This is a genomic window from Sphingomonas spermidinifaciens (genome assembly GCF_002351485.1).
In the GTDB taxonomy this organism is placed as follows: domain Bacteria; phylum Pseudomonadota; class Alphaproteobacteria; order Sphingomonadales; family Sphingomonadaceae; genus Sphingomonas; species Sphingomonas spermidinifaciens.
This window is the reverse complement of sequence record NZ_NWMW01000002.1, coordinates 1,119,668-1,125,834: the sequence shown is the minus strand read 5'-3', so window position 1 is coordinate 1,125,834 and position 6,167 is coordinate 1,119,668. Positions and strand designations below refer to the sequence as shown.

Sequence of the window (6,167 nt, the reverse complement as noted above, 5' to 3'; positions counted from 1 at the left end):
AAACCGCTCATTTCTAGGAGCCGTTCCTGCACAAATCATTTCACGTATGGAAACGTGTAAGGACATGTATGGCCACAGGCGTGAACCCGTGAACCGTGGAACGACTTAAGCTTTAACCGAGTGTCCGACGCCTAAAATCCGCCAGAACCCGGAGCCGCCGCCCACATGTCCCTTCATCTAAATCACAATGTCAAAGAGCGACAAAAACCGACGCACCGTCAATCCCGTTTCCGGGCGACCCGTGCGCCTTGTCTTTGAGTGACCAACCCGACGCTCCGTAGCGGTGCGCCCCGTCGGTGGAGCGCTATCTAGGTATCGTCGCACGGACCGTCAAACGGTTTTTTGGAACTTTTCGCATTTTTTGCGGAAAGCCGCGGAAAACCTGGGTTCCGAGCCGCTCGGCGAGCCTGACTCAGGCCGAATCACACGGCGCCGAGCTTCAAACGGCCACTTTCCTCAACCCGCCGCCACTTCCCGACCCCGCCCGTGCACATGCGACCAGACGGAGGAGATCACCACCGACCCCTCGCCCACCGACGAGGCCACCCGCTTGACCGACCCGGCGCGCACGTCACCGACCGCGAACACGCCCTCGCACGAGGTGGCGTAGGGCGATGCGGCCCCCACCGCCTCGCCCGTCAGCACGAAGCCCTTGTCATCGAGCGCGACCAGACCCTCCAGCCAACCGGTGTTGGGCACCGCGCCGACCATCACGAACATCGCACAGGTATCAACGGTCTCGCGCGCGTCGCCCCTGGCAATCGTCACCGCCTCGAGCTTCTCCTCGCCGTGCACCGCCACCGCGGCGGCGCCATAGTCGATGGTGATCGCCGGGTCCGCCTCCAGCCGGCTCGACAGGTAGCTGGACATCGAGCTCGCAAGACTATGCCCCCGCACCAGCACGCGGACGCGGCGCGCCACGCGGCTGAGATACATTGCCGCCTGTCCCGCGGAATTACCGCCGCCGATCACAATCACCTCGGTATCGCGGCAGAAGCGTGCCTCGTTCTCGGTCGCGGCATAATAGATGCCCGCGCCCTCGAACTCGGCCAGGCGCTCTACCGGCAAGCGCCGGTACTGCACCCCCGTCGCGACCACGACCGCACTCGCGCGTACCCGCTGGCCATTGTCGAACGTCGCGCAGAAATCGCCCTCCTCGAGCCGCTCCAGCTTCACGACGCGCAGCGGCATGACGAAGCGGGTGCCGAACTTCATCGCCTGCACCTCCCCCCGCCAGACGAGGTCGGCGCCCGAGATGCCGGTCGGGAAACCCATGTAGTTCTCGATTCGGCTGGAGGTCCCCGCCTGCCCGCCGATGGCATTATCCTCGACCACCAGCGCCGACAGTTCCTCCGCCCCGGCGTAGACGGCCGCGGCGGTGCCTGCCGGCCCTGCGCCGACGATCAGCACGTCCACGACCTCGTCATCGACGAACTCGCGGCAGAGGCCGAGGAGCTTGGCAACCTTGTGCGGGGTGCGCGGCTCGACGACATGATCGCGGCCGAAGATCACCGCGGGCCGCCCGGCCGGGATCGCACAATGCCCGGCGACGGCGACAGCCTCGGCGCTGCCAATGGGGTGCGAGGCATAGGGGATGCGGTTGCGGCTCGCGAACTCGGCCACTCGGCGCACGCCCCGGTCGGCCTCCTCGCCGATCAGAACGAGCGAGCTGCCCGGCGCCTCGAGCTGGCGCCGGCGGCGCGCGGCGAGGACGGTGATGATGATGTCCGACATCTCGGGCACATGCGCCATCAGCGCCAGCATCGCCGGCCGCGGCACCTCGATCACGCGCGTGTCCTTTGCCGCGCGCATGGCCATCGACCAGCTGCCGCCGCTCAGGAACGAGATCTCGGCCATGAACTGCGTGGGTCCGAGCGTGGAGGGCACCAGCCGCTCGCCGGTAAAGGCGTCGGCTACCTCGATCTCGCCCTCCAGCACGTAGACGAAGCGCTCGACCGGATCGCCCGGCCGGACGAGGAAGGTGCCTGCGGGGTAGAAGGCCTCGGCGCCTTCCCGCCGGATCGCCTCCACATGCGCCGGGGCGAGCGGCACCCGCTGCATTTCGGCAAGATCGCGGCCGATGGTTTCCATGTGCAGTGCCCCCGTTGACGAATCGACGGGACGTTACGTCAAGCGCCCCCATCATTGCGAGCACAGCGAAGCTATCCACTGCGATGCGCGCGGCCCGCTGGCTTGCGCTCCCCGACTCAAGGCCGGGTCGCAACGGCATTTGGTCAGAGGGTGGTCAGCCCCACCGCCGCCGCCACTTCGTCCAGATCAGCACCCGGCCGGACGAGGTGCCAAGTGCGCGGCTCGGCTCCATTGACGATCACAACGGCGTCGCGCGGGCAGACGCCAAGGCACTTGACCTCGAGCACCCCCGCCACGCCCTTTCGCCCCTTTTTCAGATGGAGATGCTTGCGCAGGGCCTTCGACAGCGCAGTCCTGCGCTTTGGCCCGAACCCGCCGCCCACGCGCTTCGAACATTTGGCGCACACGAGCACTGCGTTCGACCAGTTGGAGCGGACTTCTGTCTTCACAGGCTCAGACAGGCTTCCACTGCCGCCGCTCCTCGGCCGCGCGCAGCACGTCATAAGCGGCCTGCCCCTGGCGAAATCGTTCGGCGGCCTCTGCATCGCCGGGACGCAGGTCGGGGTGGTTCGCCTTGGCGTGCCGCCGCCAGGCGAGCTTCACCGCCTCGAAATCGGCATCGGGTTCAAGCTCGAGCACATCGAGCGCGCGCATCTCGTCGCGCGATCGGCTGCCGTCGCCTGGGCCCGCCCACGCATTATGCTTCGATTCGGAAAAGCCCGACGCATCGCGCCGCTCGTCCGCCTCGCGCTTGGCCGCTTCCTCGGCGGAGAGGCCGGCGAAATAGTCCCAGCCCTTGTTGTATTCGGCCGCGTGCGTCTCGCAAAAATACCAGCGTTCGGGGCTGTTGGGCGCCTTGGGCGCGGGGCAGTTGCCCGGCGCATCACAGCCATGGCGGTCGCACAACCGCACGCGCGCGGCCGCCCGCTCCTCCTCATAGCCCCGCCATCGCGGAAAGCCCCAGTCGTTGGATCGTGTCGGCCGTGCCATCGCTGGGTAGCAGATAGGCCTGATGCTGCGGCGCGCAAGCGGGATACACGCGGGCCGACCGCTGGATGGCGACAATGCGCAATTACCTTACAGAGACGAATGCTGAGCGATAATGCGGTCCGCCCGCCGCCCCACTAGCCGCATTCCAGCGCCGCTACGGCGCAGTCGCGACGATCCAGCCGTCAGCTCCGGCAAAGCCGAATCCTCGTTGAAAGCGACGCTGCCTTGCGCACCACGTCCGTCGCGTCGTGTAATCAGCCGAGTCGATACACGGCTTCGTCTCATAGGAGCACAAGGCGTCGCCCCCGTTTGGCTGGCATTCCAGTCGACGCACTCTGACCCGCCAGTTCCGACCCGAACCTCCAGGGCCGATCGTCGACGGCAGTCCGACCTGCTCGGCATCGCTCCAGAAGGTGATTCCAGCTTCGATCTTGGCAATCGTAGCCGACGCCGGGTGAGGAGGGCTAACCTGACCAAAGGCAAAGCCAGCAGGTGCGGCCAATAGAAGCGCGACCAGAAATCTCTGCACGACCTGCTTGCTAGCAGTGGGAGGCGCTTCTCACCACAGACCAGCCGTTGGCTCCCATCTGCCAAAAATAATCGCCAGAGGGCCTGTAAGCCGGGTTCTGTCCATCCCGCGAGCGGGACTGGGCGACCATTCCTCTAGGCGCACCGTTGCCGGCGCGCTCGAGCAACCAACCCGGGCGACGGGCCGAGACAAGGCCCATGTGCCGCCCCTATTCGGTCTTGCTCCCGGTGGGGTTTGCCGTGCCGCCCCCGTTACCGGGCGCGCGGTGCGCTCTTGCCGCACCCTTTCACCGTGGCGTGGTCGAAACCGTCGCCGTCTGCTCTCTGTGGCACTTTCCCTGGGGTCGCCCCCGCCGGGCGTTACCCGGCACCGCTGTCTCGTGGAGCCCGGACTTTCCTCGCGCGGAGTTGCCTCCGCCCGCGGCCGCCCGGCCCTCTGGCAACCGCCGCCCTAGCGCCTCGCGCGCGCCCGCTCAACCCGCGAAGGCGGCAACCAACGCGTGGAGCACCGTGGCCCCGGCGAGCGGCCCCAGCACCAGCATGGCGAGATTGAGCGCAATTACCCAGCCGAGCCGCACCTCCGCCTTTCGATCCAGCCGCGGCCGGGGCGGCTGCGCGGGCGGCTCTGACGGCGGCGGCCAGTCGGGGTTGAAGTTCACGAACATCGCATCGTCTCCACCGCCAGATCGATCTTCCCGCCTCCGTTCGCCCCGATTAGCCGTCGAGCTTGTCGAGACGGCGTATCGAGGGGTCGCCCCACCCACCACCATCTCTCGATATGGGCTCGAGTTCCCTCGATCCCATCCGAGACAAAGAGGGACGGTAATCTGCGCCCGCCTCAATCCTTCACCAATACCGCCTTGAGGTTCATGAACTCATGCATCCCCCATGGCCCCAGCTCGCGGCCGTGGCCCGACCGCTTGATGCCGCCGAACGGGGCCTCGGGGACGGAGGCGAGCATCTGATTGACCGCGACCATCCCGCATTGGAGATCGCGGACCAGCCGCTCGCGCTCGCCCTCGTCATTCGTCCAGATCGACGAGCCAAGCCCGAACGGCACGTCGTTGGCGAGCGCGATCGCGTCGTCGAGGTCGTGGGCCTTGAAGACCATCGCCACCGGCCCGAACACCTCCTCCTTGGCGAAGTCGCTTCCCGGTTCGACGTCGAGGAGGATGCCCGGCGTCAGATACGCGCCCGGCAGATCGGGTTTCTCCGCCCCGAACAGGAGCCGGGCGCCCGCCTCGCGCGCCCGCGCCACCTGCTCGATCACCGTATCGCGCTGCTCGAAGCTGGAGAGCGGCCCGATATCATTGCCCTCGTCCATCGGGTCGCCCACCTTCGCGGCGCGCATCGCCGCCGAGAACTTCTCGAGAAAGGCGTCGAACACCTCCGCATGGACGATCATCCGCTTGGCGCAGATGCACGACTGGCCGGCATTCTGGATGCGCGCGGTGGTCGCGACCTTTGCCGCCTCGTCGAGGTCGGCGGACGGCAGGACGATGAACGGGTCGGACCCGCCGAGTTCGAGGACCACTTTCTTGAGCGCGCGTCCCGCCGCCTCGGCAACCTTCTGCCCCGCCCCCTCGCTGCCCGTCAGCGTGACGGCGGCGACCCGGTCGTCGGCGATCAGCGCCTCGACCGCGCCCGACTTGATGGGCAGGTTGGTGAACAGGCCCTCGGGCGCACCCGCCGCGCGCACCATCTCCTCGATCAGCGCCCCGCATTGCTGTGTGATCGAGGCATGCTTGAGCAGCCCGACATTGCCCGCCAGGATCGCGGGGGCGAGGAAGCGGACGACCTGCCAATAGGGGAAGTTCCACGGCATCACGGCAAGCACCACGCCGATCGGCTGCCACTTGGCGATCGCGTGCCCGCCCTTCGTCTCGACGCGCTGGTCCTTCAGGAAATCGGGGCCGTTTTCGGCATAGTAGCGAAAGCCCGCGACGCATTTCTCGACCTCGGCCACCGCGGACTTCAGCGTCTTGCCCATCTCCTCGGTCGCGGTGCGGGCGAGCCGTTCCTTGTTCGCCTCGAACGCCTCGGCAATCGCCGAAAGGAGCGCGATGCGCGTTTCGACCGAAGTTACCCGCCAGTCCTTATACGCGGCATGCGCCGTGGCCAGCGCCGCCTCGACGCCCGCGGCGTCCAGTTCCTCGATCGGCGGTCGGGCTTCGCCGGTGGCGGGATTGACGGTTTCGAACATCGGTAGTGCGGCCCTTTCGGCATTGGCTTGATCCCAACAACCCACGGACGCGCGCTTGGCTCCCCATTGCGCGCGAGGGCTTTCCTGCCGCATAGGCTGGAGCATGGCAGAGGAATCCGGCATCGCCGAGCTATCGTTCGAGGACGCGCTCAGGGAGCTCGAACGCATCGTCGCGCGGCTCGAAAGCGGCGAGGCGACGCTTCAGGAAGCGATCGACCTCTACGAGCGCGGCGACCAGCTGAAGCGCCAGTGCGCCGCCCGCCTCGACGCGGCGCAGGCGCGGATCGAGGCGATCCGCACAGATGGCGAGGGCCGCGCCGCCGGCACCGCTCCCTTCGGCGCGTGATGGGCATGA

Annotated in this window: 6 protein-coding genes and 1 other RNA gene; 1 reads left to right on the top strand and 6 read right to left on the bottom strand. The window is 67.3% G+C overall.

The window, feature by feature from the left end:
* Window positions 1-456: 456 nt before the first annotated feature.
* The 6 genes from COC42_RS15340 to COC42_RS15315 all read right to left on the bottom strand — a co-directional run bounded on the left by COC42_RS15340 (window position 457) and on the right by COC42_RS15315 (window position 5,812).
* Window positions 457-2,091 carry an FAD-dependent oxidoreductase gene (locus tag COC42_RS15340; RefSeq protein WP_096344123.1) on the bottom strand — a complete coding sequence of 545 codons (1,635 nt, stop codon included), beginning with the start codon at window positions 2,089-2,091 and terminating at the stop codon, window positions 457-459.
* 143 nt (window positions 2,092-2,234) lie between these two features.
* Window positions 2,235-2,540, bottom strand: a complete 306-nt coding sequence (locus COC42_RS15335) for a hypothetical protein (protein ID WP_096344122.1) — start codon at window positions 2,538-2,540, stop codon at window positions 2,235-2,237.
* Window positions 2,541-2,544: 4 nt separating this feature from the next.
* Window positions 2,545-3,081: a J domain-containing protein gene (locus COC42_RS15330; RefSeq protein WP_096344121.1), complete on the bottom strand. Its 537-nt coding sequence runs from the start codon at window positions 3,079-3,081 to the stop codon at window positions 2,545-2,547.
* Between the two features lie 599 nt (window positions 3,082-3,680).
* Window positions 3,681-4,049, bottom strand: an RNA gene (rnpB, locus tag COC42_RS15325) — RNase P RNA component class A.
* A 33-nt stretch (window positions 4,050-4,082) separates the two neighbouring features.
* Window positions 4,083-4,274, bottom strand: a complete 192-nt coding sequence (locus COC42_RS15320; protein ID WP_096344120.1) for a hypothetical protein — start codon at window positions 4,272-4,274, stop codon at window positions 4,083-4,085.
* Between the two features lie 173 nt (window positions 4,275-4,447).
* Window positions 4,448-5,812 (bottom strand): NAD-dependent succinate-semialdehyde dehydrogenase, encoded by a 1,365-nt coding sequence (locus COC42_RS15315; protein WP_096344119.1) that lies wholly within the window; start codon window positions 5,810-5,812, stop codon window positions 4,448-4,450.
* Between the two features lie 103 nt (window positions 5,813-5,915).
* Here COC42_RS15315 and COC42_RS15310 point away from each other — a divergent pair, with 103 nt between their 5' ends.
* Window positions 5,916-6,158 (top strand): exodeoxyribonuclease VII small subunit, encoded by a 243-nt coding sequence (locus COC42_RS15310; RefSeq protein WP_096344118.1) that lies wholly within the window; start codon window positions 5,916-5,918, stop codon window positions 6,156-6,158.
* Window positions 6,159-6,167 lie beyond the last annotated feature (9 nt).